General features: G+C 45.9%; 30 protein-coding genes and 1 tRNA gene. 7 read left to right on the top strand and 24 right to left on the bottom strand.

Annotated elements, in window-relative coordinates; genetic code table 11:
• Positions 1 to 46: 46 nt before the first annotated feature.
• From ptsP to aroA, 4 genes are all read right to left on the bottom strand, one after another.
• Positions 47 to 1,807, bottom strand: a complete 1,761-nt coding sequence (gene ptsP, locus BMW94_RS11435) for a phosphoenolpyruvate--protein phosphotransferase (protein WP_090998374.1) — start codon at positions 1,805 to 1,807, stop codon at positions 47 to 49.
• The gene (locus tag BMW94_RS11430) at positions 1,804 to 3,684 is read right to left on the bottom strand and encodes a glucose PTS transporter subunit IIA (protein WP_090998372.1); all 1,881 of its coding nucleotides are present in this window, start codon (positions 3,682 to 3,684) and stop codon (positions 1,804 to 1,806) included. Before BMW94_RS11430 ends, ptsP begins: the two co-directional genes overlap by 4 nt.
• Positions 3,685 to 3,956: 272 nt before the next feature.
• Positions 3,957 to 4,391, bottom strand: a complete 435-nt coding sequence (locus BMW94_RS11425; RefSeq protein WP_053784277.1) for a CoA-binding protein — start codon at positions 4,389 to 4,391, stop codon at positions 3,957 to 3,959.
• Positions 4,392 to 4,450: 59 nt separating this feature from the next.
• Positions 4,451 to 5,746 carry a 3-phosphoshikimate 1-carboxyvinyltransferase gene (gene aroA, locus BMW94_RS11420; RefSeq protein WP_090998370.1) on the bottom strand — a complete coding sequence of 432 codons (1,296 nt, stop codon included), beginning with the start codon at positions 5,744 to 5,746 and terminating at the stop codon, positions 4,451 to 4,453.
• 164 nt (positions 5,747 to 5,910) lie between these two features.
• Here aroA and BMW94_RS11415 point away from each other — a divergent pair, with 164 nt between their 5' ends.
• Positions 5,911 to 6,216 carry a rhodanese-like domain-containing protein gene (locus tag BMW94_RS11415; RefSeq protein ID WP_090901134.1) on the top strand — a complete coding sequence of 102 codons (306 nt, stop codon included), beginning with the start codon at positions 5,911 to 5,913 and terminating at the stop codon, positions 6,214 to 6,216.
• A 275-nt stretch (positions 6,217 to 6,491) separates the two neighbouring features.
• Here the strand turns inward: BMW94_RS11415 and BMW94_RS11410 are convergent, their stop codons facing one another.
• The 4 genes from BMW94_RS11410 to BMW94_RS11395 form a co-directional block, all read right to left on the bottom strand.
• Positions 6,492 to 7,001, bottom strand: coding sequence for a shikimate kinase (locus BMW94_RS11410; RefSeq protein WP_244192755.1), 510 nt, complete (start codon positions 6,999 to 7,001; stop codon positions 6,492 to 6,494).
• Between the two features lie 522 nt (positions 7,002 to 7,523).
• Positions 7,524 to 8,933 carry an NADP-dependent phosphogluconate dehydrogenase gene (gene gndA, locus BMW94_RS11405; RefSeq protein WP_090998369.1) on the bottom strand — a complete coding sequence of 470 codons (1,410 nt, stop codon included), beginning with the start codon at positions 8,931 to 8,933 and terminating at the stop codon, positions 7,524 to 7,526.
• 170 nt (positions 8,934 to 9,103) lie between these two features.
• On the bottom strand, positions 9,104 to 9,703 hold the full coding sequence (locus tag BMW94_RS11400) for a hypothetical protein (protein ID WP_090998367.1): 600 nt from the start codon (positions 9,701 to 9,703) through the stop codon (positions 9,104 to 9,106).
• Between the two features lie 300 nt (positions 9,704 to 10,003).
• Positions 10,004 to 11,296, bottom strand: a complete 1,293-nt coding sequence (locus tag BMW94_RS11395) for an MFS transporter (RefSeq protein WP_090998365.1) — start codon at positions 11,294 to 11,296, stop codon at positions 10,004 to 10,006.
• Between the two features lie 294 nt (positions 11,297 to 11,590).
• Here BMW94_RS11395 and BMW94_RS11390 point away from each other — a divergent pair, with 294 nt between their 5' ends.
• A complete protein-coding gene (locus BMW94_RS11390) occupies positions 11,591 to 13,066 on the top strand; it encodes an aminotransferase class I/II-fold pyridoxal phosphate-dependent enzyme (protein WP_063565751.1) in 1,476 nt (491 codons plus the stop codon).
• Positions 13,067 to 13,308: 242 nt separating this feature from the next.
• Here BMW94_RS11390 and BMW94_RS11385 read toward each other — a convergent pair whose 3' ends face one another.
• The 4 genes from BMW94_RS11385 to BMW94_RS30465 all read right to left on the bottom strand — a co-directional run bounded on the left by BMW94_RS11385 (position 13,309) and on the right by BMW94_RS30465 (position 14,976).
• The gene (locus tag BMW94_RS11385) at positions 13,309 to 13,626 is read right to left on the bottom strand and encodes a DUF1292 domain-containing protein (RefSeq protein WP_063565566.1); all 318 of its coding nucleotides are present in this window, start codon (positions 13,624 to 13,626) and stop codon (positions 13,309 to 13,311) included.
• Between the two features lie 97 nt (positions 13,627 to 13,723).
• Positions 13,724 to 14,278: a copper amine oxidase gene (locus tag BMW94_RS11380; RefSeq protein ID WP_090998502.1), complete on the bottom strand. Its 555-nt coding sequence runs from the start codon at positions 14,276 to 14,278 to the stop codon at positions 13,724 to 13,726.
• A gap of 228 nt (positions 14,279 to 14,506) precedes the next feature.
• Positions 14,507 to 14,704 carry a hypothetical protein gene (locus BMW94_RS11375; RefSeq protein WP_072735367.1) on the bottom strand — a complete coding sequence of 66 codons (198 nt, stop codon included), beginning with the start codon at positions 14,702 to 14,704 and terminating at the stop codon, positions 14,507 to 14,509.
• Between the two features lie 92 nt (positions 14,705 to 14,796).
• Positions 14,797 to 14,976 (bottom strand): hypothetical protein, encoded by a 180-nt coding sequence (locus BMW94_RS30465; RefSeq protein ID WP_090998364.1) that lies wholly within the window; start codon positions 14,974 to 14,976, stop codon positions 14,797 to 14,799.
• A 397-nt stretch (positions 14,977 to 15,373) separates the two neighbouring features.
• On the opposite strand from BMW94_RS30465, the gene BMW94_RS11365 reads away from it, so the two are divergent.
• Positions 15,374 to 15,934 (top strand): SDR family NAD(P)-dependent oxidoreductase, encoded by a 561-nt coding sequence (locus BMW94_RS11365; RefSeq protein ID WP_254790210.1) that lies wholly within the window; start codon positions 15,374 to 15,376, stop codon positions 15,932 to 15,934.
• Positions 15,935 to 16,274: 340 nt separating this feature from the next.
• Here the strand turns inward: BMW94_RS11365 and BMW94_RS11360 are convergent, their stop codons facing one another.
• The 5 genes from BMW94_RS11360 to BMW94_RS11345 all read right to left on the bottom strand — a co-directional run bounded on the left by BMW94_RS11360 (position 16,275) and on the right by BMW94_RS11345 (position 18,128).
• Positions 16,275 to 16,835 carry a YdhK family protein gene (locus BMW94_RS11360; protein WP_090998362.1) on the bottom strand — a complete coding sequence of 187 codons (561 nt, stop codon included), beginning with the start codon at positions 16,833 to 16,835 and terminating at the stop codon, positions 16,275 to 16,277.
• Between the two features lie 195 nt (positions 16,836 to 17,030).
• Positions 17,031 to 17,450, bottom strand: a complete 420-nt coding sequence (locus tag BMW94_RS11355; RefSeq protein ID WP_090998360.1) for an organic hydroperoxide resistance protein — start codon at positions 17,448 to 17,450, stop codon at positions 17,031 to 17,033.
• A 116-nt stretch (positions 17,451 to 17,566) separates the two neighbouring features.
• Complete coding sequence (locus tag BMW94_RS11350) at positions 17,567 to 17,893, bottom strand: hypothetical protein (RefSeq protein WP_090998358.1); 327 nt, start codon at positions 17,891 to 17,893, stop codon at positions 17,567 to 17,569.
• A complete protein-coding gene (locus tag BMW94_RS31145; protein WP_302848000.1) occupies positions 17,890 to 18,018 on the bottom strand; it encodes a hypothetical protein in 129 nt (42 codons plus the stop codon). Before BMW94_RS31145 ends, BMW94_RS11350 begins: the two co-directional genes overlap by 4 nt.
• A 37-nt stretch (positions 18,019 to 18,055) precedes the next feature.
• A tRNA-Val gene (locus BMW94_RS11345) sits at positions 18,056 to 18,128 on the bottom strand.
• A gap of 144 nt (positions 18,129 to 18,272) precedes the next feature.
• Between BMW94_RS11345 and BMW94_RS11340 the strand changes: the two genes are divergently transcribed.
• From BMW94_RS11340 to BMW94_RS11330, 3 genes are all read left to right on the top strand, one after another.
• Complete coding sequence (locus BMW94_RS11340) at positions 18,273 to 18,527, top strand: hypothetical protein (protein ID WP_090998356.1); 255 nt, start codon at positions 18,273 to 18,275, stop codon at positions 18,525 to 18,527.
• Between the two features lie 236 nt (positions 18,528 to 18,763).
• Complete coding sequence (locus BMW94_RS11335) at positions 18,764 to 19,207, top strand: GNAT family N-acetyltransferase (protein ID WP_090998500.1); 444 nt, start codon at positions 18,764 to 18,766, stop codon at positions 19,205 to 19,207.
• Between the two features lie 109 nt (positions 19,208 to 19,316).
• On the top strand, positions 19,317 to 19,553 hold the full coding sequence (locus BMW94_RS11330) for a DUF3892 domain-containing protein (RefSeq protein WP_076288193.1): 237 nt from the start codon (positions 19,317 to 19,319) through the stop codon (positions 19,551 to 19,553).
• A 59-nt stretch (positions 19,554 to 19,612) separates the two neighbouring features.
• Here BMW94_RS11330 and BMW94_RS11325 read toward each other — a convergent pair whose 3' ends face one another.
• The 4 genes from BMW94_RS11325 to BMW94_RS11310 all read right to left on the bottom strand — a co-directional run bounded on the left by BMW94_RS11325 (position 19,613) and on the right by BMW94_RS11310 (position 20,939).
• On the bottom strand, positions 19,613 to 19,894 hold the full coding sequence (locus BMW94_RS11325; protein ID WP_090998354.1) for a hypothetical protein: 282 nt from the start codon (positions 19,892 to 19,894) through the stop codon (positions 19,613 to 19,615).
• Complete coding sequence (locus BMW94_RS11320) at positions 19,888 to 20,100, bottom strand: hypothetical protein (protein ID WP_064636528.1); 213 nt, start codon at positions 20,098 to 20,100, stop codon at positions 19,888 to 19,890. The genes BMW94_RS11325 and BMW94_RS11320 overlap by 7 nt, the downstream gene beginning before the upstream one ends.
• Positions 20,101 to 20,267: 167 nt before the next feature.
• Positions 20,268 to 20,588: a DUF3889 domain-containing protein gene (locus tag BMW94_RS11315; protein WP_064636525.1), complete on the bottom strand. Its 321-nt coding sequence runs from the start codon at positions 20,586 to 20,588 to the stop codon at positions 20,268 to 20,270.
• A 54-nt stretch (positions 20,589 to 20,642) separates the two neighbouring features.
• Complete coding sequence (locus BMW94_RS11310) at positions 20,643 to 20,939, bottom strand: hypothetical protein (protein ID WP_090998352.1); 297 nt, start codon at positions 20,937 to 20,939, stop codon at positions 20,643 to 20,645.
• Positions 20,940 to 21,169: 230 nt separating this feature from the next.
• Here BMW94_RS11310 and BMW94_RS11305 point away from each other — a divergent pair, with 230 nt between their 5' ends.
• Positions 21,170 to 22,072, top strand: a complete 903-nt coding sequence (locus tag BMW94_RS11305) for a manganese catalase family protein (RefSeq protein WP_090998350.1) — start codon at positions 21,170 to 21,172, stop codon at positions 22,070 to 22,072.
• A 114-nt stretch (positions 22,073 to 22,186) separates the two neighbouring features.
• On the opposite strand, the gene BMW94_RS11300 is transcribed toward BMW94_RS11305, so the two are convergent.
• The 3 genes from BMW94_RS11300 to BMW94_RS11290 form a co-directional block, all read right to left on the bottom strand.
• Positions 22,187 to 22,783 (bottom strand): hypothetical protein, encoded by a 597-nt coding sequence (locus BMW94_RS11300; protein ID WP_139209332.1) that lies wholly within the window; start codon positions 22,781 to 22,783, stop codon positions 22,187 to 22,189.
• A 231-nt stretch (positions 22,784 to 23,014) separates the two neighbouring features.
• The gene (locus BMW94_RS11295; protein WP_090998346.1) at positions 23,015 to 23,332 is read right to left on the bottom strand and encodes a DUF6809 family protein; all 318 of its coding nucleotides are present in this window, start codon (positions 23,330 to 23,332) and stop codon (positions 23,015 to 23,017) included.
• A gap of 143 nt (positions 23,333 to 23,475) precedes the next feature.
• Positions 23,476 to 23,655 carry a CopG family transcriptional regulator gene (locus tag BMW94_RS11290; RefSeq protein WP_090998344.1) on the bottom strand — a complete coding sequence of 60 codons (180 nt, stop codon included), beginning with the start codon at positions 23,653 to 23,655 and terminating at the stop codon, positions 23,476 to 23,478.
• Positions 23,656 to 24,309: the final 654 nt, after the last annotated feature.

The following is a 24,309-nucleotide window of genomic DNA, read 5'->3' as shown; positions in this document are numbered from 1 at the left end:
AAAGTTAATATTTTCACTTAAAGGTATTATTTTGAAATAATCCCTTTCAAGATGCATTCGATCCACTCTGTTCATCCGGACTGCCCATCGAATCATTGAAAACCTGCAAACGTTGTTCGATGTCTGCACTGGTCCGCAAAGTGAAGCAATCATGGGCTGCCTCTTTGGCAGCAGCAGCTGTCGTATTCAATACCCTGTGCTTCACACGCAGCAGGGATTGTGGAGACATGCTCAGATTGCTGATCCCCAGCTCCAGCCATAGGGGAATCGAGCGCTCGTCTCCTGCCATCTCTCCGCATACACTGACATCAATACCTGCCGTATGAGCCGCCTCTACTGTTGCGCGAAGCATGCGCAGTACAGCCGGGTGATACGGATGATACATGTGTGCAATCTGCTCATTCATTCGGTCCACAGCCAGTACATATTGCACGAGATCATTCGTACCGATACTGAAGAAATCAGCTTCCTCGGCAAGCAGATCGGCTATCATCACCGCTGCCGGAACCTCAATCATGATGCCCACCTGAATATGCGGATCGTAAGGCAATTCGCGCTCGTCCAGATCAGACATCGCTTCACGCAGGATTTCATTGGCCTCCTGAAGTTCTTCTACCGAAGAGATCATCGGGTACATAATTTTGACATTGCCCGCAGCACTGGCCCGCAGAATGGCTGTGAGCTGTGTTTTGAACAGATCTTTACGGTCCAGACTGATCCGAATCGCACGATATCCGAGAAATGGATTATCTTCTTCTGGCAATTCAAAGTAGTCTAGCTGCTTGTCACCACCAATATCAAGCGTACGAATAACGACAGACTGACCTGCAGTTTTCTCAGCGACAAGACGATAGACCTCATACTGTTCCTGCTCACCTGGGAACGTAGCACGGTCCATGTATAGGAACTCTGTCCGGAACAGCCCAACGCCCTTCGCCCCATGTTTCAATGCCAGATCCAGTTCTTTGACGGAACTGATGTTAGAAGCCAGATGCAGAACGGAGCCGTCTTTGGTTACGGCATCCACTGTTGCAAGTACCTGCAACTGTTCTTTTTTCTTCAATTGTTTGCTGCGAATCATCGTGTAACGTTCAATCGTCTTGCGATCCGGCTCCGTAAATACGAGGCCATTATCTCCATCGACTACCAACATATCTCCGGTCTCTACCGGCATGCCAAGACTCGCTTCCAGACCGGAAACGAGAGGAATGCCAAGGGCACGAGCCATAATTGCCGAATGGGATGTCTTGCCTCCGATAAGTGTCACAATGCCCAGCACGTGGCTTGGATTCAAATGCGCCAATTGAGAGGGAGACAGCTCTTTGGCCACGAGTATATAAGGCTGGGTATCCGATGGAAGCGTAATTTCCGGTGCGCCCAGCAGATGTTTTAACAGACGATTCCCCACGTCCTTGATGTCGATGGCTCGCTCCTTCATATACTCGTCTTCGAGCAGATCAAACATGGTGACAAAATGATCAATGGCCTCTTTGACGGCTACTTCTGCTGCTTTGTACTGCCGTTCAATAATGCCGCGAATTTCGTTCATGAATACCGGATCTTCCAGAATGGCCAGATGCGCATCAAAGATGCTGGACTCTTCAGGACCGACAACTTCCTTGAACTCGTTCTTGATATATTCAATCTCATCCTTCGATGTCCGTATGCCCTCGTACAGCCGTTCGAACTCTTGGGCGAGATCCACCGAATCCATCTTCTGATCCGGCAGATCCCATTCCCAACTGGGCAGGACAAATGCTTTGCCGATGGCTATGCCTGCAGCGCCGTTGATGCCTTGTATCTTCATTCTACCCCTCCAACGTTCCTGTCATAGAGCACCACGGACATAACGGATGCCTGACCTTTCTTAACTTGCTTAAATGGAGCAAAGCTCCATGATTTGACACGATCGGGATTCGTGATCACCATCGGTGTCGTCAGCGATGCCGCCTCGGCTCGCAATACAGCCAGGTCAAACTTGATTAACAACTGCCCCGGCTCCACCGTATCCCCTTCCTGAACAAAGGCTTCAAAGTGGCCTTTCAATTGGGATGTGTCAATACCGATATGCAGCAGGACCTCAAGTCCTTCCCGAGTTGATATGCCCAAGGCATGCATCGTCGGATACATGTGCATAATCGTTCCATACACGGGGGAGACCAGCTCTCCTTTTTCGGGAACAAAGGCTACGCCATCGCCCACAAGCTTAGCTGCAAATATCTGATCCGGCACCTCTTCAATCGGCAGCATTTTACCCTGCACAGGCGCACAGAACAGAACTTGTTGCAGATCCCGTTCGAGCAGCTTCGCAATCTCTTCCCGGATTAATTCCGAATAGGTGCCAAATACCACTTGTACGTTACCGCCACCCAGCTTGATGAGCCCTGCAGACCCCATACTCTTCATTGCAGCTGTATCGATTAACCGATCATTATGCACGGTGAGTCGAAGTCGTGTAATACAGGCCTCTACCTGGACAATGTTTTCTTTCCCACCCAATGCTTCCAAAATGAGAGGAGCTTGATAAGGAATGTTACCTACCCAATCTTCCAGCATGGACCCCTCTTCGCGTCCTGGAGTTGGAATCTTGAACGTGCGAATCGCCCACCTAAACAGGAAATAATAGACCAACCCGTATAGTATGCCAATCGGTATGAGCTTCCAAGCATTCTCCGATAGATGGAAATTGAGTATGTAGTCAATAATGCCAGCCGAATAGGAGAAACCATGACGTATATCAAGCCAGTAACTGATCCACATCGCAAGTCCCGACATAACTGCATGTACGATGAACAGATAAGGTGCTGCAAACAAAAAGGCAAACTCAATCTGTTCCGATACCCCTGTCAGAAAACAAACGAGTGCGGAAGTGAGAAATGTTTTTTTGATTTTCGGCTTCAGGTCTTCCCTTGCCTCCTGAATAATTGCAAAGGCAATCGCTGGAATCGCAAACATCATGATCGGGAATAACCCGGCCATAAAATACCCTGCTGTCGGATCACCCGCAAAAAATCGCGGCAAATCCCCTTGCACAATATTGCCGTCTGCTGTTTCATACGTCCCCAGTTGGAACCAGAACACATTGTTAAGCAGATGATGCAGTCCAAAGGCCACCAGTACCCTGTACAGGACCCCATATATAAACAGCCCAAAACCGCCGAGACTGTATTCCCAGGTGGCGATAGCGTTCAATGCATGTTGCAAAATGGGTGCGATCCATAACATAAAGAAGGAGAACAGTGCCGAGCACAGCCCAACGATGAGCAAAACAAACCTGGAACCTCCAAAGAACTGTAAGATTTCAGGCAGTTTAATACTTTTGAACCGATTATGCGTCACCCCGGCAAGTGCGCCGAGAATAATTCCGATTAAGGAAGCAGGTTGAACGGTGCCATCCCCGAAATTGCGAGTCACCTGATCATATATCACAATACCAGCCAGAGCAGCGAGTCCCGCTTGTCCGGCCTGGTTGGAGAGTCCCAGCGCTACACCGACAGCGAACAAATACGGCAAAAAATAAAAAATGCCGTGTCCGGCCACGGTAGACACTTCACCAACAACTTTCAATCCCCAGGCGTCCCAGGGCAAACTGCCAACACTCAGCAAAATTGCGGCGGCGGGCAGGACCATTGTAGGCAGCATTACCGCTCGTCCGAGCTGCTGCAAGGATCCGAGCCAATTCATGGCGACCTCTCCTTTCTATCCTAGATGGTAAGCTTTACGCAACGTTTTGTCAAAGCAAAACAGTAACCTGTTGGCAATTTGTATTTCTCTTCCGCCAGGCATGACAAAAAGGAGCGTATTTACTTGCTCCCCCAATGATTAAATGGAGCGGAATACGACTTGGATTTAACTTCATGCGGTCTTTTAAGCTGCAAAGTATATTTTATATTCCATTGATACAACAGAAAAAATCCCGTCAACTCGAGGTTAACGGGATTTTTTCTGTTCAAGATTTAACCGCGTCCAGCACCGCGCAGAACGATGGAATCCTCTACCTTGATACAACGATTCGTTACCGCTGTCATGCCGTTCTCAGCAGCAATCTGAACGGCTTCATCGCTGTGGATACCAAGCTGAAGCCACAATACATTCGCTTTGATCGCGGCAGCTTCACGAGCGACATCCGCGCAATATTCATCGCGGCGGAATACGTTCACAATATCTACCGGCTCAGGGATATCCGCGAGGGTCGCATATACCGTCTCACCAAGAATCTCACCTTGTACCTGTGGATTTACCGGAATGATGCGATAACCTCTGCTTTGCATGGCTTCCGCTACCATATAGGAAGTGCGATCTGATTTGTCCGATAAGCCGACGACTGCGATGTTGCCTGCCTTGCGCAAAAGTTGTCCAATTTCTTCACGAGTAGGATTGTTAAATTCCATGTTCAAGCACCATCCTTTTCTGCTTAAAGTGCGTGTTCAAAAGACAGGTTTTCAGTTATTTACTCTTTTACCCATTGAACCGAGGCGCCAAGCGCCTGCAAATGATCAAAATATTGCGGATAAGACTTGGCTACATGGTGTGCATCCCGAATGCGAAGCGGTTCTTTGGAACGCAGACCGACAACGGTCAGTGCCATAATTACGCGATGATCGTAGTGAGCGTTAATCTCAACGCCACCTTCGACCCCTTCCGGACGACCATGTACGATAATCTCGGCCTGACGTTCTTCTACGTTGGCTCCTGCCTTCCGCAGTTCGTTCAAATAATCCGTAATTCGGTCACATTCCTTGTAACGTAAGTTCTCTACATTATAGAACCGTGAGGTGCCTTCCGCAAACACAGCCGCCGCTACCATCGCCAAAACCGCGTCTGTCGCGGCATCTCCGTCGAATTCCACCGCCTTCAATGTACCGTTACCTTGAACGTGTACCACATCGTTCTCATGCGTCAACGGCACTTCCATCATGCGCAGAACGTCAACAATGGCCCGTTCACCCTGTTTGCTCTGTTCCATCAATCGCAAAATTTTAACATCCGATTGAGTGACAGCCGCTGCCGCGAGGACTGCCGCTGAACCCGGATAGTCTCCTTGAACGGTATATGTTTGTGGTTTATAGGCTTGACCGCCAGGTACACGGAAGGACATGTAATCATCACTTGCATGAATGACGATGCCCGCCTGTTCCAATACTTCCAGCGTCTGACCAATAACCACTTTGGATTTCAGGTCGTTTAATACTTCAATCGTGCTGTCTTCGGCCAGAAGAGGCGTTACAAACAGCAACGCGCTCAAATATTGGGAGCTGACCGAACCGGATACACGAATATGTCCACCCTTAGCCTGACCGCCTTTGATCGTAATTGGCAAGCGCCCTTGTTCGTGCTGTACCTCAACACCGAGCTGACCAAGCGCATCGATCAGGTCATCATGTGGGCGTTTGCCAAGAGAATCCGGGTACGTATTTACAAACGTCACCTCAGGACAAAGTGCCGTTACTCCCATCAGGAAACGCAGCACTGCACCCGCATTGCCTACATTCAATTCACGCACATCACGTGGATGGCTGCCGAAGCCTTTGATAACGATTTTGCTATCATCTTCTTCAAGCACCGCTCCAAGATCACGAATACATCTGCGCATAGCATCACTATCTTCACTGTGAGCCGGGTAATGGATCGTACTTGTGCCTTCTGCCAGCGCAGCAGCTAGCAAGTAGCGTGTGGTGTAGTTTTTGGAAGACAAAGCTCCAATTTCCCCGTTCAGAGATGGGGTTGGTTTAACGATAACGTCCATGGATGAAATTCTCCTTCATTGATTATAATGTGCTTCGTTTAGATGATCCTGTTACGTATTTGATTCAGGATACAACGGTCATGCTGTACTGCCAAATTGACATTCCATGCATCGCTTGAGTATCATTATAGGCGTTAAGTCCATACAGAAAAGAGGACCTGAATATGACACAAATTGCTGAAATTGAACCTTCTGAGCTGCGCCGCCGTTTGCAGGCGGGTGAGAAGCTGCAGATGATAGACGTCCGTGAGGACGATGAAGTCGCCCAAGGCATGATCGAGGGAGCCAAGCACATCCCGCTTGGACAGATTCCGGACAGACTGTCCGAAATTCAAAAGTCCGGTGAGATTGTTCTGATCTGCCGCAGTGGATACCGTAGCGAGCGTGCCTGTGAATATTTACAGCAACTCGGATATGATGGCTGCACCAATATGGTTGGCGGCATGCTGCAATGGCAAGAGGAAGAATAAATAGCATCAGGATCGGGGTTAAAGGTGAGGATAGCTGCAATCAGTAGTTCTCGGTAACCAATGTGCATCCTGATCCTTACAGTAAGTCAAACGGGCCAATCGGCCCGTTTTTCACATCGATCTACCACGATCACACGTCTTCATTCACCACTTTTATATCCTTCGACATATCTTCCCCCACATGCGAAATGTATCCCTCTCCATGCCTCAACCCTGCACTCATGTATCCAGTCTATCCATACACTAACTGAAGAAAAAATGAAATAATTACAAGCTTAGACGCGGTAATGCGCTAAAATTAAACGAGTCACTTCAGAAGCGGATAACTCAGTTGTATCCACCGTGTAATGCGCAAACCGATATGCGTCCTTCCGTTCCTGCATAATGGTCTGAATGCGTTCCTCCGCATTGCCTGCCAAGAGCGGACGGTTATCACAGCCGCTGACGCGTTCTACAATCACTGCCGGATCGGCAGTCAGAGCAACCACCCAGCCGTTCTTCGACATGACATCACAGTTGTCCGAGCGCAGAACCACACCGCCTCCGGTTGCAATCACCTGTGCCTTTTTCTCCAACACCGAGCACAACATGCGGCTCTCGGCATCTCGGAAATACGCCTCTCCCTTGCCTGTGAACAACTCAGGAATCGTACAGCCTTCCTCTTTTTCCACCGCGGTGTCCACATCAATCAGTCGGTAACCCAGCTCGCGTGCGAGCATTTCAGCAACGGTTGATTTGCCAGTTCCCATCATGCCGATTAGAATAATATTGTTAGACTTGCTCAAGGTGTACACTCCTTTAATTCAAGCAATTCGTGAGCACTTTTGTCCTATCATAACACAGCCCTGCGGACGGGGGAAGGCCATAGTGTGACCGACTCCCCTCCAAGCATCTGCATGCACTTCCAGAGCGTATCGAAGCATGTCCATGCACTCCATACGGTTTTAATGAACTCAGATCAACCTATTTTTGAAATATAAGCGATTTTAAAATTATAACGAATCTCAGGAAACTTATTTTACAAAAACACCCTTAAAAAAGCGCAATTTCGCTCCAAATGTTCTCCATAGGACCTTCTGAGTTCATTAGAGAATAGAAAAGGTTCATATCCACGAAATAGAGCGTCTGAGGTTCGTAAGACGTAGGACCAGCTTACACATACGATAAAAAAAAGCGACCTGGAGCACATCGGTATGAACCGACTCTCCAAGTCCCCTTTCCAAACTTCTGTCCATGCCTAGCTTCGAGCCAAGGCCCCTCATTCAGGACACTTTTGCCAAATTTCACGGACTTGCGTATATACGCTACTATTCCATCCAGTTGTGGTGGAAGCTGCCTTCTTTGTCCAGACGTTTGAACGTATGAGCACCGAAGTAGTCACGTTGTGCTTGCAGCAGGTTCGCAGGCAAACGCTCAGTGCGGTAGCTATCGTAGTAGGACAATGCGCTGGAGAACCCAGGAACCGGAACGCCTTGAGTTACCGCAGCAGCTACAACTTCACGCCAAGCACCTTGGTAGGATTCAACAATGTTTTGGAAGTATGGATCCAGAAGCAGGTTTTTCAGTGCTGCATCTTTGTCATACGCTTCTTTAATATTTTGCAGGAACTGGGAACGGATGATGCAGCCACCACGGAAGATCATGGCGATGTTGCCGTATTTCAGATCCCAGCCATACTCGTCGGAAGCTGCGCGCATCTGGGCAAAGCCTTGTGCGTAGGATACGATTTTACTTGCAAACAGCGCTTTGCGCACATTTTCGATGAACGCTTTTTTGTCGCCAGAGAATGCTTCAACCGCAGGTCCATTCAAGATTTTGCTTGCCGCCACGCGCTCGTCTTTCATGGCAGACAGGAAACGGGAGAATACGGATTCCGTAATCATGGACAATGGTACGCCGAGATCCAGCGCGCTTTGGCTTGTCCATTTGCCTGTTCCTTTTTGTCCAGCTGCATCCAGAATGACATCAACCATGGGTTTGCCTGTTTCTGGATCATATTTGGAGAAGATATCTGCAGTGATTTCGATCAGGTAGCTGTCCAGCTCCCCTTGATTCCACTCGGTGAAGATCTCATGCAACTCTTCAACGGAAACGTTCAATACAGATTTGAGCAAGTGGTAAGCTTCACCAATCAACTGCATATCTCCGTACTCGATACCGTTATGCACCATTTTCACATAGTGTCCGGCACCGTCTGGTCCGATGTATGTACAACAAGGATCGTCTCCGACTTTGGCCGAAATGGCTGTCAGGATCGGTTCAACCAGCTTGTACGCACTTTCTTGTCCACCTGGCATAATTGCCGGGCCTTTCAACGCGCCTTCTTCCCCACCGGATACACCTGTACCGATGAAGCGAATGCCATTGTCTTCCAGCTCTTTGCTGCGACGTTGGGTGTCAGGGAAGTATGCGTTACCGCCATCAATAATGATGTCGCCCTCATCCAAATGAGGAAGCAGTTGTTCAATGGTAGCGTCGGTTGCATAACCAGCTTGTACCATAATCAGGATTTTGCGCGGGGATTCCAGGGATGCCACAAACTCTTCAATAGAGAATGTGCCTGTCAGGTTTTTACCTTCGGCTTCTTTCAGAAGATCGTTGGTTTTCTCCGGGGAACGGTTAAATACCGATACCGTGAAACCTCTGCTTTCAATGTTAAGGGCCAAATTTTTGCCCATTACTGCAAGTCCAATGACACCGATCTGTTGTTTCGCCATCTGGTCCTCCATCCTTTGCTCCAATTAATTTTATTGAAATGAATTCTCAACAATACCCCCATTTTAACGGTTTTACGCATAGAAGTGAACCCCGGACCATGGTCGCACAGCGATAAAACACCCCAATTCCTGAGGTGTTCATCGTATTTTCATAAATACAGCGTTATATTTCAGCCTTCCAGCATCAGCATGTGCCCTGACAACTGCTTTAAGACTGTACGACAGGCATTTGCTTTTTCGATATTATCCATCTGAATGGCGGCATACAGACGCTCCAGTTCATCATCCACTTCCATGCGCAGCAGCATGAGTCGCTCCTCGCCTTCGCGGGAGAGGAACATTTCTTCCATTTCTTCCGCCGTCGGCGCAGGTTCCTTTTGAAAAATAACACGCTGCTTGAACCCGGATACTTCAACGAGACGAATGACTTCACCGAACAAAATATTTTCCACGGTCATTTGCTGATCCTTAAAGCGTTTCACAACGGCATGCCCGCGTGTATCCCCAATCAGTTTCTCCAACCATTCCGCAAGTTTTGCATCCTTGATAATATAATCTCCTGTCATCTTGTAATTCCCACTGCGCGTCTGTTGAAAACGGAGCTTTACCAGCTTGCGTCCGGTGCGGACTGACAGAATAAAAAAGGATTCGTCCTCGCTCCAATATAGTGAATACCCCTCACGAATAAGGTCTTTGATCAAATTTTGGATATGCCGACGGTTGAACCGCAGCTCCAGATTGCAATATTCAACTTCATAACTCTTATTCACGGCACTCCCTCCATCTGTACCGGATATGCTCCGGCCCTCTTCTTCAATCGCTTCTACTCAATCGGCTTACCCTATTTTATACTTCATTTTATGTAAGGGTACTTGGTTATTTGACTATTTTTCACCGATTGATCCGGAGGATCGCAGCTTTCCGCAGATGCACAGGGGCAAGCCCCCGTTTTTCATGATATAGTAGACGCGAAATGTATGCATTTTAGACTCAAAAAGGGAGTTCCACAACCTGTACGGTTGTTGAAACTCCCTTTTCTTATTGGATGATTCTTATCTGGCTTCATCGCATCATTTGGCAGGAGCTGTACGATACGGTTTACGGGATAACACATAGTGCACAACAGCAAGTCCAGCCATAACGACAGCACTTCCGATAAATGGAGCCGGATGACTAACATGATCCCACAGCAGTCCGGACACAATCGGCCCTACGACCATGCCTGATCCCTGAAGGGTCAGGAAGAAACCCCAGATCGCTCCGCGTTCTCCTTTGGGAATCAGTGTGGCTACAAACGCATTCCAGGCCGGGAGAATCATGGCATAGCTAACGCCAACCAGCATGACGATACCGAACACTATAGGAATAGACGTAATGGAAGAAAAAGCAAACAGACTTGCTGCTGCCATTAAAAAACCGATGTTCAGGAACGGGGCTGTTCCAAAACGGTCCACCATTTTCCCTACAGGCAGCAGTGCAATGACCGTGATGCCACCACCGGCTATCAGCAACAAGCTGTACAGGTTGGGTGAGATGTGCAGGTCTGTACGAGTGTATAGCGTAATCACGGGACTGAGCAGACCAATAACAAAGGACTGCATGAACAGTGCAGGATATACGAGCGGATTCACATTAAGGGTGCTGCGTACCCGTTGCAATGTGCCCTGGACACTATTTTTGAGTCGGATGAAAGGCGTAAGAATATTCGGTTTAGCCGGATATTTCATATCTGCCCGCTTCGTCTCATGTTCCGCATGCTCTCCCTCAACAACGACACGTCCAGGTAGAATCAAGGCGACCAGAATGACCAGGATTGCAACACCCATCAACACCAGGAAAATGGTGCGATAATCGTGATGCGTCCGCTCCAGCAGCCAGTTCATTCCAATCGGCCCTAGACCAGTCCCTCCAAGTGCCGCCATCTCCAGCGCGCCCATGGCTGTACCGTTCTTGTTCTGCGGACCCGACATCGCAGTCACGCCTGTCATAGCGCAAGGCCACAGGGGTGACGTTCCCACTCCAAGAATGAGACAAGCCATGGCAAGTCCAAATGCACTTTTGAAAAAGATAATCATGATTACAGCAACTAATGTACACATTAGGGCCGTCACCATTGTCGGGCGGAACCCGATCCGTTCTGCTGCCCAGCCAGAGGGAGCCCGGAACAGATTATCTCCCAAATATTGAAGGGCAAAGGCCACACCAATCACGCCAGCGGACAAACCCAGAATATTGTCCATATACACGGGCAAAATAGCGACCAGCAGGGCACCTTTAATAATTTCAACTAGAAAAAGCGTTAGCCACATGGCGATAAAGAAAGGTGATCGCAGGATTTTGGCTGGTTTTGTATTGGTTTGCATTCTTTTTCCCCTTTCGATGCTTGCTTGCCCATCTCCTATCCTTACTGTAACCCTCGGGGATGTGTCCAAATCTCAGCAATTCGAAAAATTGTCAAGCAATATTGCTTGCATTCGGTTCTTAATTTGCTATACTCAAATTTGTTTGAGATTACAAAATGATAAGTTATCAGCGAAGCTGAACTAAATCCGTGATCGCAAGAAAAACATCCGCTACATGCGGTCTGTCTTCATAGAATTTACGTCGAAAGACGTTTTTCTTACAAATTATAATTAGGAAAGGTTGTGACAGCACTGATGGATCACCGCCGTACGCCGCTGTTTACCGCTTTAAAAAATCACGCGGCACTCAATCCGGTGCAATTTCATATTCCGGGACATAAAAAAGGATTGGGAACGGATACCGAATTTCGTGAATTTATCGGCGATAATGCCCTCTCCATAGATTTGATTAACATCGCACCGCTAGATGATTTGCATCAGCCAACCGGTGTCATTGAGGAAGCGCAGATTCTGGCAGCCGATGCCTTCGGAGCCGATTATACCTATTTTAGTGTACAAGGCACAAGCAGTGCCATCATGACCATGATTCTGTCGGTATGTGAACCGGGTGACAAGATTATTGTTCCCCGTAATGTGCATAAGTCGGTCATGTCTGCCATCATTTTCTCAGGAGCGAAACCCGTGTTCGTATCTCCTGCGCAGGATGCCAATCTAGGGATCGATCACGGTGTCACAACAGGCGCGATCCGACGTGCTCTTGAGCGTCATCCCGATGCCAAGGCATTGCTCGTCATTAACCCAACGTACTTCGGTGTATGTACCGATCTGAAAGAAATTGTTGAACTGGCGCATAGCTATCAGGTTCCAGTACTTGTGGATGAAGCGCATGGCGTACTCATTCATTTCCATGAAGATTTGCCGCTCTCCGCCATGGCCGCCGGGGCTGATATGGCTGCAACGAGTGTACACAAGCTGGGTGGTTCCATGACTCAGAGTTCCGTACTTAACCTGAACACGAAGAATGGTTATGTCAATCCGCAACGTGTACAAACCATTTTGAGCATGTTGACCTCAACGTCGACTTCATACATCCTGCTGGCTTCGCTCGACACGTCGAGACGTAATCTGGCTCTGAATGGCCATCAGATGGCACAGAAAGCCATTGATCTGGCTGAGTTTGCAAGACGCTCCATTAATGATATGGACGGACTGTATTGCTTCGGCAGAGAGCTGCTGGGTACAGAGGCTACCTTTAATTACGACCCAACCAAAGTAACCATTCATGTTCGCCACCTTGGAATTACAGGCTACGAAACAGAGAACTGGCTACGTGAGCATTACAAAATCGAGGTGGAGCTCAGTGATATGTATAATATTCTGTGCCTCATCACGCCGGGAGATACGGATGACTCCGTAGAAATCTTGCTGAACGCCCTGCAGGATCTATCCCGTACGTATTATCAGGTGAATCCAGCCCATGAGCTGGTGGTCAAGGTTCCAGATGTACCACAGCTGATGCTGACTCCACGTGATGCGTTCTATGGTGATACCGAAGTTATTCCTTTCAAGGAATCCGCAGGCCGGATTATTTCGGAATTCATCTACGTATATCCACCAGGAATTCCGATTCTGCTGCCAGGTGAGGTTATCACTCAGGAAAACATCGATTACATCATTGATCATGTTGAAGTTGGACTGCCTGTAAAAGGACCTGAAGACCGTAGCGTAACCAACGTGAAAGTCATCGTGGAAGCAGATGCGATTTTCTAGAACAACAACTTTCACATGAGGTTGATTGATCTCTAAGACCAAGCGAGATGCTTGGTCTTTTTTATTTTTTCTCCACACAGACTTGTCCTGCCATGGGCTTATGGTCGCTGTATCGTTTGCATTTTTCCACCTATTCCACTGTCCCTGTCGCAAGAAAAAACAACATATACACCTAATAAAAAGCAAACAAAAGGCCCCCTATAATTAAGGAGCCTTCTTGCTTTAGTCCAAAAGGATGACTACTATTCTTGGCTTGCAACGAGTTCGTTGTACGCCGCTTCAACACGGGTCCACTCTTCTTCGTCTTCAATATTGTAGAGCACCATTTCCTCGTCTTCTTCTTCCATACGCAGAATGATGCCGTCAGCTTCAGGATTGTTACGTTCCAGCAGGAGCGCATAAACATGCTTCTCCACGTCAAACGTCTCCACCAAAACCATCTCCACGTCATTTCCGTTCTCGTCTGTCAGTGTCAGAAGAACTTCTTCATGCTCGTGGTCGTGGTCGTGGTCTTGACCGCATCCGCAGGCATCGCCGTGTTCATGTGTGTGATCGCTCATTGATATACCTCGCTTTATAAATAGAAATTGTGTAACCTTGCATATCGTAACATGTTCAATGGTTCAGGTCAATTTAACCGACAAGGTTATTTTTGCTTCATTCGTTCAGCGCGGTAATGATTTTCTCGGCTGCCAGCACATAACTACTGTTTGCATTTTCTTTAATATAAAAACCGACTTGGTACTTGCCAGCCCGGCTAAAATCATACGTAAAATCGTACGTTCGGAACCAGAAGTTATCCTTCTGTGTCTTAAGCTCTTGGGACTGAATATCCTTAACCTCACCACTTGGATTGGTAATCGTCACCTTCACAGCAGCTATATCCGTTGTCAAACTGTCGACTTGTGAGAATACATTAAATTTCAACTTACCCACGTTCACGTTGCCAAACACGGTATCTCCCTTGAAGAGAAAAATATGTACATTCGGTTTGATAACCGTTACTCTCTTGTTTGTGCTATCCCATCTGGCGATTCCGCCCGCTTCCCTTACAGGTACATAGGTCGTTCCGTCAATCAGATAACCACCGTCAGCTGCTTCCTTGCCGTTTATGAGAACCCGAATCTTCTCGTTCACTGAATCTGCAAACAATAAAGACCCGCCGAGCAAGGAGAATACCGTGACACACAGCAAAATTCTTTTCCATTTCATTCCGTCAATATTCCCTCCCCTGCTGCTAGCTGCTGTACATTTATACTGCAGATTCATCCACAAAGTTGCGCTGTTTTTCATCATTTTTCATTTTTTATCCAGATTATTTTCCACCCCTTGGAATGACCAAAAAGAGGCGTTCCCTGTTAAAGGACGCCCCTATAGTATAGTTGTTGGCAATGCGTAATTATACGAACTTCTTGTGGATCAATTTTATTATGCTGCTGATTACGAAGTATGACGAGTCAATATACAAGGTACGCCCTTGCCTACAGCTCCATCGGTTCGCATCCGTGCTGCATAATCCATTCCTCGTGTACAGGGGGTCTTGCAGCGCTCACATACATCCGAAGTAACCAACTTCATGGATACACGAAGTTTGTCACTCTTTAACGCGGGAGCCTTTTTTCCCTTTGCTTTTGCCATCCCGGATTCCCCATTTCCCCAATTACTTGCTGAAGTAATGCATCATATGGGGATTCGCCCGGTTGTGTGTCAAAAGAATAAACTTACTTTCTCTAGAAAACGAACTTAAACAATACAAAGATGACCGCAAGTATCCCACCGAGAATCAGCCAGTTGCTGATTTCCCACCAAATGCTTTTCCCTCCGGCTAAAAGCTGTTGTTCTTTTTCTTCATGGCGCTGTTTGTGTGTATGTGATTCGGAGGCATGGGGCGGCTTGCTGAAGTCCATCATATACATTCCCCTTTCCAGCAGCTTTAATCTTATGATTCCATTATAACCCATAAATGAGCAGAAATTTATTCATTCTCAAAAAAGATGCTATTTCCATACAACAGGAGAGGAAGCGTGTCGTTGATCCATTGGCACGTTCCGACCCTGCTGGTTCCATTGATAAGCCGCGCCATACATCCCCCAGCTTAAAAGGACTGCGGCTGTCTCTTTACGTGAGTTATGCTCCGGTTTAGAATTTTCTGACTGTTCAACAGTTGCAACATAATAATCTGGATTTTTTCTCTAAGCTGAAGTTCCAGTACGGGTCCTAGCGACCTGTAACTTCGTTCGCAGCGAGTACTGACCTCAGCATATAGGAACTGTTGTCTACACAACGATTCTGCAGGAGAAACATGAGATGAAAACCATCGTCATTGTTGGCGCAGGCCCCGGACTCGGGATGGCTATAGGACAGAAATTTGGACAAAACGGATTTCAGGTAGCTCTGGTATCACGAAACCAAGACAAACTCGATAACCTGGCAGCCCAGTTAAAATCAGAAGGTATTGAAGCATCCGGCTTCGCAGCCGATTTATATAACCCGGAACAATTAACACAGGCTTTTGACCAAATTAAAGAGAAGTACGGTTTTATTGATGTGCTGGAGTTCAGCCCTACGGTTGGACAGTTTCCTCCGACACCTGCCATGAATGTTACTACAGATAATGCACTGGATCAGTTCCAGGGTCTGGTGCTCGGTGCAATTCATAGTGTGCAACAGGTATTACCGGCTATGCTGGAACGCCAGACTGGAGCGATTCTGTTCACTACTGGACTTTCTGCTATATATCCCATCCCGATGATGGGTAACGTGGGAATCGCTTTGGGCGGTTTACGAAACTATGCCAACAATCTACATACGGACCTCGCTCCGAAAGGGCATTTATGTGGGTCACCTCTCTCTTGGTGTATTCATTAAGCCGGATACACCAACAGATCCTAAATACATTGCTGACGCTTGGTATAATATGTATGTGGAGAAAAAATAGAGCTGAGGAAACGTTCCCGGTTGGTGTTACTCCAGAAACGATTGTCTGGTAACTGATAACAGTTCACAGAACCTACATTTGTTTAAATAAGAGTATATCTTCCACGAAGATTTTCAAAAGATAGTTTTGCGTTGATCTATATAAAACCACCCTTTTTCACTTGAAAAGTGAGGAATGGGTGGTTTTGGTATTTACATGATGATTAACACAAGTTATACGCATGATTGTGAGGTTTAACAACTATTACTTCAAGCTATCACTTCAGCTCTCTCATTTAGCAGACAATTCTTCTTCCGTAACCCATTTATGATTCTTCACCGGATCTCCGCCTGTGGTCGGGGTATAATCAACCATATATACCGTCGTTTGCTCAGCGGAATCAATCGTTGCCTTAGCACCTTTCATTCCTGGAATGTGGTCAGCGTTCAGCACAACCTCTGCTCCTGCTGCATACGGTTGATCCGTAAGGTCCTGAATTTCATCTTGGATGACCCATTTATGATTTTTTACAGTGTCTCCCCCTGTGGTGGGTGTGTACGAGACTGCAAACGCTGTCGTCTCATAGGCTCCTACAATAGTCGCTTCTGCACCCTTCATTCCAGTCATATGGTCCGTACTCATCACGGCCTGGCTGCCCACTGGATATGTAGGATTTTTCTTTTCCTGAAGCCCTTCCGGTAATTCTCCCGAATCCGAGTGGTGCATCTCTCCTGTGCTAGCTGCATGACTGTCACTACTGCTATTATCCTGCTCAGCATTCTTGCCACATCCACTTAACATCAGACTGCTCGTGATCACCGTAGTCAGCAATATCATTGCATACTTTTTCATGAGTTGCACTCCTTTAAACGTTCGATTTCTACCCTTATAATATACCCCATATGGGTATATTTCAATCATAATTAATTTCTTTATCTATTTATTGGTTATCGCTGCAGAATTAAAGAGCATATCAAAAAAAACCTCCGATTTCTCGGAGGCCTTCATTATTTTAGATGAAACCGTTCAATTGACTTGACTTAATGATTAGGCTATTTCTACGGTAACATTAACGTTCCCTTTGATGCCTTTGGAATATGGGCAGTAGTCATGAGCAAGTTTGACAAATTTCTGTGCTGTCTCCTCATCCAGACCCTCAATTTTAACTTCAAGCTCCACTTCCAGCTTCACACCATTATCCGTAGGGTCCGTCACAAGCATAACCGTAGCCGATACCGTGCTTCTCTCAATTTCAACTTTGTGTTTCTTCAACTGAAACTCCAGCGCTGAATTAAAGCAAGCACTGTAGCCTGCTGCAAACAATTGCTCTGGATTCGTAGCTGTCGTCACTTTGCCTCCTAGTTCAGGTGGGGCAGCGACATCAAGCATAAATACGTTATCTGGCGATTGCACAATCCCTTGACGTCCACCTGTATTAATAACTGTAGTTTCATATAATGTTTTCATGAGTATTGGCTCCTCTACATGTTTAAATTTTATTTTGTAAAGATGATATCTCTTTTGTTTTGCTTACAATTAGATTGTACACAATTTAATTGTGTTTGTAAACCATTATTATAAAATTAAAAACAACCATTCCCTCTTTTAATAGCAGGAAATGGTTGCTCCGTACTGGATAAATATCTTTTAGTTAAGATGGGCTCCTTGTCATCGGGTTGGTTTAAAGATGTTCGTTTATAACTTCCCATCGACAGATGAATGTAGTCAATCCGAGTGTTCGTCAGAGCCTGGGCAAAAGCCAAAGAGTCTTCGAGCAGGATACCCGGCATATGAATTTCTTCCGGTGAAATCCGAAAACCGAGAATAAAGGGTTTATCCGCATGGGCATCGATTTCCTCAGGAGTCAATTCACGCGACGCTTCGGAGCCGATTGGATGAGCAATGATCATTCCAGGGCCACCAGCCCGTTCGGCATATAATCGACTTCATCATTGGTGATGGAACCATCAAAGAAACTGGACATCGTTGTCATCGGTGCCATGACCACTCTATTTTTCAACGTAAAACCAGACAAAAGAAAAAAGCCCTTGCTGCGCAAGGACTTTTCGTTATGATCTGTAGTGGGCTCGAACCACTGACCCCTACCCTGTCAAGATAGTGCTCTCCCAGCTGAGCTAACAGATCATGATATCTAATTGTTTGCCAATCAAGTAACAGTATCATACCAAGTAACCGTGTTCATTGTCAATTGTTTTATTGGTAATATTTTATTCGAATTGGTGCACAATAAAGGAATGATTACCATTTTGATGACGAGGTGACTTCCATATGAGGAACATGAAAGAACGTAAGCTGCGTTTATTTATCACAGCCAAAAACGTAGTCTGTCTGATTGCGCTTGTTGCATTAATATACGTTTCTGTCGGTTGCAGTTTGGAACGGGATGAACATACGGTACAATTCCAACAGTTAAAAGAGCCCCATGAGGTTAATAATGATCTGCCCGTTTGGCTGGATGTGTATTCCAAGTCTGTTGTGCATGACGTTTACTCCCCACAAGGCAATGTTGAAGTCTTACCCTGAGGAATATCACGTCGCATTTCACTCGTCTTCGTCCCACTTTTTAGAGTACGCTTTCTTAGTCACATAATACAACAAAGCAATCATTCCGGCCGACATCAAAAGGGTGATTGCCATCACTCCTGCCATACCCATGGTTCGTCTCTCCTCTCCCAGTATGTTCCAGTCTTAACTATACAGGAAAAGCATTTTTTTGTATAATGCAGTCTGATAGCGTAGAGCAGAAAGAAGGTATGGAATTGGCAGCTGAGATTAGTTATGTAACGACTGAAGAACAACTCCAGGAAGCACTGGATATTCGCAATCATGTTTTTGTCATCGAGCAGCGGGTGCCTGCTGACATTGAGATTGATCAATATGATATCATCAGTCCTGATGTGCATCACGTATTGTTAAGTACAGATGGACAGGCTGTAGCAACGGGGCGGCTGATCTATTACACCAAGGATACCGCCAAAATGCAGCGTATCGCTGTACTCAAATCTCATCGTGCGTTCGGGTACGGACGTGTGCTGCTGTTAGCTATGGAAGAACGGGCACGCGAATTGGGACTTTCCTACTCTGTTTTGGACGCACAATGCCAGGCGCAGAAGTTCTATGAGAAGCTCGGATATGAAGTGATCTCGGAAGAGCCTTTTTATGATGCAGACATTCTACATGTTCGTATGCAAAAGAGCCTGTAAATAACCTGGGCGTGCGATATAAGCCATGTTGTGCATACTTTTTTTTGATTCGGACAGGCTAAAGAGGTAACCAGATTCCTATTTGGTCAGATAAGGAGAGTGTGACATCATGGATCAAACGACACGCGAAAGCTTCACAGCAGTACAAAAAAATGGTGACGGCGACCTGACGGCGTTCCAAACTTCATCCGGACGTGTGCTGGACTACCAACAAGCACTGGCAGAAGTCAAAGCAGGAGCCATTGCAGGTGTGAACGTCTTTAAAGGCAAAGACGGCGAAATGTACATTCGCGGTGATGCAGACGGCGACCCAACCAATAACCTTGATCAACTTCCTATCTTCTAATAGATGTATGCTGCCTAACATGGCGCCAATCCGGCATTTCGGGTTGGCGTTTTTACGTTTTAATATTCGGTAAAATATTTCACGGCATCGCCAGCAGGCTGGCTTTTGCGAATGGGCTGTGGTTCCTGCTCCCATGCTTGCAGAATTAATATGCCTTCCAGCGTAGACTTGTTTTCCCACACAATATGCTGCCTGCGCTCAAGCTCCAGCAGTGACTCATGAATGAACGCCTTGCTTCTGCCCGTCTTATTCTCCAACTCGTCCATTCGTGGCATCCGGCGGCGCTGCCCTGCATAATTAACAATAATTCGCAAAATTTTGCGTTCAAAATCATTCAGCATATTTCTTCCTTCCCTTCCTTATGGAGTACGGGACGCCATGCCAGAATACCTTGTTCCAGAAATGTTCGGGGTGCCCCCTCTTTCCCTGCGGATGCTCTAATCTTCCCTTCCCGCACACTGTTGATTCGAATCTGCCGCTGTGTAATATGCCCTGCACGATCCATGTAGACGAGCTCCACCATCTGTCCAATATATTTCCCTAGCATAATCATCCCTCCAATAAGAACATGTGTTTGTTTTATTATTATATGCGAACATAAGTTCTTTATTCAACAACTAAAAAAAGGATTTTTTTGAAATAAAAAACCAGACTCAATCCCTTTTACAGGGAAGTCTGGTTCCTATCTTTCTTGCTGTGCAGTTCTTGTTCAGTTCAACGTCGATCCGATTCCGTAAATTGTACTTTTTTCAGCTGCTGGGTCGACGGATTAAAATCAACATTTACAAATACAGCAAATTGCTTGCCGTCTTTGTTACGTACCCATAACTTGAACTGTTCACGGGATTGGTCTGCTGTTAACGAGGTACGGCCAATGTGTTTGTAATCCAAAATATCCACGTTGTACTTGGTTTGCGTTTCTTTCACTGCAATGATTCCCCACTTCGCATAATCCGGAATCGCAGTTGCTGAACTTGTTGCTAGTCCACTTAAACTTAGTATCACCGTCATCAGGGCTACGATGAGCATTCTCATATCATTCACTCCTCGGGACAATGTTTACGTTAGCCTGCCCTGTAGAAGTTTATTTTACACCAGTAGACGAAGGATAAACGTAATCGGTTGCTGGAGCGATTGAATGGTAAAAATCACCATATTATACTGTTCAATTGGTGATTTGAAGCTCATCCCCCAGTCACCCTCCAATAAAAGATTTCGCGGTGGTGGATCTTCCGGCTTTTCCAGACCGTACTTTTCTATAAGCTCATTTTTTCTTTGTTGATCCAGCTCACTCGGATAATCTGCATATGCTGCCGTAACATCGCTACATCCAAAAACGACAAGCAGCAGGACACCCCATCCTACCATAATCCAATTTTTGCGCACTCTCCGTTTCTCCTTCATTTAGTTCAGATAATGACAACCATATTTCACTTCATTCGTCCTGATTGTACATAAATAACACGGAATTGGAAATAACAAATGTAGAATTAACTACATACGTCTTAAGCCTTATTTGTATAATTATGGGTTTAACGTATTCGATAAACGTGTAATAGGCCATGACAGCATCACTTCATTATTCTGAGCAATCATTTCGAGGAGGTTACACCCGAATGTTCAAACGTATGGATCAAATCGCAATTGAAATCCCCAATGTCGAGAGACCGGACCCGAATGCAGCGGCAGCGATACAAGAATTGCTGGGTGGTAAATTCGGAGAGATGTCAACGTTGAACAACTACCTCTATCAATCCTTTAATTTTCGCTCCAAAGAAAAATTGAAACCCTTCTACGATCTGGTGATGAGTATCACCGCCGAAGAATTGGGTCATGTAGAGCTTGTATCTCATGGCATTAACAAATGCCTCAGAGGTTCCACCGAATACAAAGAGCCTGACGATACACCGCTTGGTTCCGTGAAGGATGCGCGCCTGTCCTATCATTTCCTGGCTGGCGCACAGGGAGCAATGCCTTTCGACTCCATGGGCAATCCATGGACAGGCGCCCATGTCTTTAACAGTGGGAATCTAGTCGAAGATCTGCTTCATAATTTTTTCCTTGAATGCGGAGCACGTACACATAAAATGAAAGTTTATGAAATGACCGATCACCCCGCAGCCCGGGCAGTTGTAGGCTATTTGCTGGTCCGCGGCGGCGTGCATGTGGTCGCTTATGCTAAAGCGCTTGAGATTGCAACCGGAGTGAATGTGACTAAGTTGGTGCCGATTCCATCCCTGAGCAACAAATCCTTTAACGAGGCGTGGAAATACGAAGAAAAAGGTCTACACACCAAGCTGTATACCTATAGTGATAAAGACTTTACTGCGATCAGTCAGATCTGGAAAGGGACACACCCCGAAGATGGACAACCGCTGGAAGTCATTCAAGGCGTACCTGAAGGGTACCCGATTCCTGAAGCTCCTGCGGTGGAAGAAGAATTCGCACCAGGCATTTCGCAGGAAGACTTCCAGGAAATTGCACGTCGTCTCAAGATGGCGGGAAATATTGCGGATTAAGGTAGCGTTATGTAACGAATGTACTAGCTGTTTTTGTTGATATGGCATGAAAATGGATAAAGCCCTCAGATCTTGCTGCTTCAGTGGCCAGGATCGAGGGCTTTTATTGATATGTTAAAATATGGATTTAATGCTGTTGATGCACTTTTGCCCTGTATTTGGCTCAGTAAGTGTAATGTCCCACATCACTATATTGGTCATCAGATTTGAACCATCGGTTATTACTTTTATAGTCAGTTCATTAACTCCCTTTAACGGAGTTTGAAAAGAGTCAGGATGGTTCTCCCCGCTGTTCGCTGATACAACCAAGGAATAGATTTCTGTGCCATCGGCGATAAAGCTTATTGTAATAGTCTCATGGCTTGCTGTGCGGACAACATCGTCCGGTATAGCGAAATAACCTTTCATATTTTTGTATTTTCCATTTAAGAGATATGAAAACTCATTCGTTTTTTGTTTTTCTCTACTGTACAGATTGATTCGAGGCTCGACATTGGTCTGGCCTACTGTAAAACTGGACAGTTCTTCATCCCATACTACAGCCCCGTCACTCGAAACAAGTTCATTCAGTGCGACACTTTTTCCGTCAACGTTATCTAAATAATGATTGAGGCCACCAACAACAGTGATCGTACCTATTGAAAAAATAATCGCTGTCGAGCGGAATGACCATCCCGAAGGGGATGAATGCTGCAAAGTTCCCCATTTCAAAAAACCAAATCTTAAAATCTCTCCCCATTGGAAAATGTAAAGGAATTCCTTGAAGGGATAAGCTGTATCGCAAGCCCTGATCGGGACTGGACGAGCTTCTATCGAAGCCCAGGAATAAGAAATAAAATGTTAAACAAGTATACAACGATAACAATATAATGATGAATTTTCTTGACTTTCCTTGATACAAAATCAAAATCACACCTTCTTTTTTCATAAACTTCTACATCATCAAATCATTCCTACACTACAATTTGTAGAATTCGCCAGAACCGACTCCTCACGTTGACTCATCACTTCAATCAGCATGTTGGCCCCCAGTCGAAAACCCTGAACAAATGCAGCTTCGCTGTGCATACCATCACATTGACCACACAAGTCGAACAACTGTTCAAGCTCACGGAATTCGTCCTCGCTCAATCGACTCTTCCATTGTTCTGTCAGAGCCGCAATTTGTCTACCCAACATTTTATATTCAGGATGTGTCGGCATCATCGTCTCGTCCGGGCGAAGTCGCCCGTTATAAAGTGCTTCCAAAATTGAATTCATGTGCATCCTCCTAGAAATGGATTCGCATCGACTTGAATGAACGTTCTGCACATGGTAGGATATTTATGCAGTCAGCTCATTCTAAGTGATTGCGGGATAGGAAGCAGCGCTGTTCTTGTCGGGACGAACGCTGCTTCCTTTTTTTATTTTTGGAGCTCGTCGTAAATCTTCTCAATCCCTTTGCGAACGATGTCTGATCGGTTCGTACTCAACTTCTCAGCTGAAAAATCGAGCTTGTTCATAATTTCATCATCGACACGTATCTCGATCGTCTTGCTTTTGGGTTTGTCAGATTTAGGACGCCCCATCTTTTTGGAGGACATCGCTTCACCTCTTTTTTTGTCCTGACATTAATATATTATTGTCAGGACAAAAAGTCAATTCATTTGTAAAACTTACGTTCGTTTTTCGTGGATTGCAGACTAAACATAAGTAGATCGTTAGCCCAACTCCGAAACAAAATATCACTCATGTTATATGTAATAATGCTTGTACTTTAATGAATAATCTGTTTTTGACAAAAAAACAACCCCGAAAGGCATTAAGCTGTTCAAGGTTGTTAAGGACTGCTCTTCGGTATGAACTTTCCTGAATCACAAAATTAAATCCCCTTTATTAAAACCTATTGCTGATTTCAACGTTCCATATTTGGTTATTGTTGCAATACAAACGTATGTTTATCATAAACTTGAGGGCAACAAAATCACTTCTTTCTGTACTGCTCGCCCCAACGTTTTAAATCAGATCCCTCTCTATCCTTGGAATTCTTTTGGATGCCTTGAGCCAGTAGAATCAACATTAAAATTAGCCAGGTTATGAAAATGTACAACATAACGTTTGTCTCCTCTCCTTCAAATCCCCCTTATTTTTGTACAAAAGTTTTCCGCCTGTTTGTCCATTGTACTGCCCTCCCGCTTTCGATAAACTGAACACATTCGATTAAATTAACAATGATTATCATTATCCAATAAGTAACC

It is taken from the genome of Paenibacillus sp. OK003, from assembly GCF_900109515.1.
In the GTDB taxonomy this organism is placed as follows: Bacteria; Bacillota; Bacilli; order Paenibacillales; family Paenibacillaceae; genus Paenibacillus; species Paenibacillus marchantiae.
This window is presented reverse-complemented; position numbering and strand designations above follow the sequence as displayed.